The sequence below is a fragment of the Frateuria sp. genome, from assembly GCF_013362045.1.
GTDB lineage: Bacteria > Pseudomonadota > Gammaproteobacteria > Xanthomonadales > Rhodanobacteraceae > Frateuria_A.
The window spans coordinates 1-2,422 of the sequence record NZ_JABFWW010000292.1 but is presented as its reverse complement, the minus strand read 5'-3'; the positions used below and the strand labels follow the sequence as shown (position 1 = coordinate 2,422).

Annotated in this window: 3 protein-coding genes; all 3 read right to left on the bottom strand. The window is 71.3% G+C overall.

Annotated features, from left to right (window positions below; all coding sequences use genetic code 11):
- Positions 1-156 precede the first annotated feature (156 nt).
- Entirely contained in the window at positions 157-1,479 is a 1,323-nt protein-coding gene (gene pepQ, locus HOQ08_RS13945; protein ID WP_291196098.1) for a Xaa-Pro dipeptidase, read from the bottom strand.
- 97 nt (positions 1,480-1,576) lie between these two features.
- Positions 1,577-1,924 (bottom strand): PilZ domain-containing protein, encoded by a 348-nt coding sequence (locus HOQ08_RS13940; protein WP_291196094.1) that lies wholly within the window; start codon positions 1,922-1,924, stop codon positions 1,577-1,579.
- Positions 1,921-2,422 (bottom strand): DUF1631 family protein (locus tag HOQ08_RS13935; RefSeq protein WP_291196091.1); only part of this gene is annotated, 502 nt, incomplete at its 5' end. The genes HOQ08_RS13935 and HOQ08_RS13940, both read right to left, overlap by 4 nt.

Sequence of the window (2,422 nt, the reverse complement as noted above, 5' to 3'; positions counted from 1 at the left end):
GATCCCGGCGGTGCTGGCCTATACGGTGTATTCGTACCGCGTGTTCCGCGGCAAGGTGCTGGCGGGGGAGGGGTATCACTAAGCTCTCGCTTGTTCCCCCTCTTCCCGGCTGCGCCGGAGGAGAGGGGGACAAGCGTCTTGGAGCGGAATTGCAGCTCAGGAGAGCTGCGCAAAGGCGTCGCGGGTAAGGTTCTCCGGTGCGCCGTCGGTACAGGCCACGTCGTCCTCGATGCGGATGCCGCCAAAGCGGCGGAAGGCATCCACCCGGGCCCAGTCGACGTCCTTCGCCGCGGGGTTGGCGCGCAGCTCGTCCAGCAGCATGTCGATGAAGTACAGGCCCGGCTCGATGGTGACCACCATGCCCGGCTCCAGCACGCGGGTCATGCGCAGGTAGGGGTGGCCTTCGGGGCGCGCGATGGTGCCGCCGCGCTCGTTCTGCTGGAAGCCGGCCACGTCGTGCACCTGCACGCCGATCGGATGGCCCAGGCCGTGCGGGAAGAACGCGGAGGTCACGCCGCCGGCGACCGCATCCTCGGCGTTCATGCGGATGAAGCCGTGCTCGCGCAGCACCTCGGCGAGCACGTGATGGGCGTGGATGTGCAAGTCGGGATAGCTCTGGCCGGCGCGCACCTTGTCGGCGAAGCCGCGCTGGGCCGCATCGACGCTGTCGATCAGCGCCTGGAACTCGGTCTGGTCGGCGCCGGCATAGGTGCGCGTGATGTCGCTGGCATAGCCGGCGCAGCTGGCGCCCGCGTCGATCAGGAACGAGCGGTGCTCCGTCGGCGGCTGGCGGTCGAAATGGGTGTAGTGCAGCACCGCGCCGTGCTCGTTCAGTCCCACGATGCTGGCGTAGGGCAGCTCCGCGTCGATCTGGCGCGCGGCGGCGAGATAGGCCAGGTGGATGCCGAATTCGCTGTGGCCGCCGCGGAACGCCCGCTCGGCCGCGCGGTGCGCACGCGCGCCGATGCGGTTGGCCGCGCGCATCAGCGCCAGCTCATAGGGCGACTTGTAGGAGCGGTACCAGTGCAGGTAGTCGAGCACGGACTGGGGATTGTTCGCCTCGACGCCTTCGATGCTCGGGCAGGCCGGGCCGATCACCGCGTTGCGGCCGGCCTTGGGCAGTGCGGCGATCGCCTCGGCGGTGCTGCGCACGACCTGGATGTCGAAGTGCTCGACCCAGTAGCCGCTGGGCGCGGCCGGTACCACGTGCCAGTAGTCGCGCGGCTGCACGAACACCAGCGTCGGCCGCGCGCCGGGCGCGTAGACGATCCAGCTGCCGGGCGCGTCGGTCAGCGGCAGCCAGTGGCGGAAATGCGGATTGGCGACGAAGGGGAAATTCTGGTCGTCGAGGAACTTGTCCAGCGGCATGCCCGCGGCGACCAGCAGCCGGTCGAAGCCGCCCAGCGCGAGCGCCTCGTCGGCGCGTTGGCGCACGCTGGCCAGGTGGTGGGCGTAGAGCGGGGCGAGGTTGTCGGTCATGCGGCGTCCTTGGTCGGGCGGCAGGCGCGGATGCGTGCCGGTGGGGAGTCCGCCATGATCGCGCTGCGGCAGGCCGAGGGCCACCCGCGCGTGCAATTCAGCCGTTGGTTTCCAGCCAGCGCTGCAGCTGCGCCGTTTCGTTCTCGCCGATGGCGATGATGCGGTAGCCGGCCCAGATCTGGCCGGGCGTGGCGGCTTCCTCGTGCCATTGCTCCTGCACGCCGACCTCGATCATCGGCGGCGTCGCGCCCAGCCCGGGCAGCGGCAGGCGCAGCTGGTAGATCGCCTCGTTGCGCGGCGCCTCGCTGCCGATCAGCAGCATGCCGCTGGCCGACAGGTTGCCCAACTGGCCCATGCGCCGTCCGCTGATCGCGTCGATCACTTCGGCGGCGATGCTGACCGACTTGCGGTGGGCGCGGCGGCTTTCCTGCGGGTCGGGCGTCACGAACGGGCTCCGGGCATGGGGCCGGCCTGGCGCAGGCTGTCAGCCAGGGCGCGCCAGGCACGGTCGAGGTCGCTCTCGTTAACGGCCGGCAGCTCGCGAACTTTACCGGCGGCGATGGCCTGCGCCAGCTCGGCCACGCTCGTCTCCTCGGCGCGCTGGCCCTGGCGCGTCACCAGCAGTCCGCGCGCCGCACGGGCGGAATACCAGGCCAGCTTGCGGCGGAGCCGCCGGCCATCGGGCTCGGCGAACTCGAACCAGACGCCGGCCTGCTCGCTCAGGCGCTGGTGCAGGCGCAAGGCTTCCGCCGAAGGCGTGGCCGGGGCGGCTTGCGCCGCGGCGGCGGCCTCGCCCGGCACGCTGCGCTGTTTCAGGCGCGCGGCCACGCTGGCCAGGTCCGCGGCGTCGGCCGGCATCGCGCCTGTTCCGATCAGCCGCTGGGCGACCTGGATGGCTTCATCGCCGTGCATGCCGATCTGCTGCAGCCCGGCCTCGACCTCG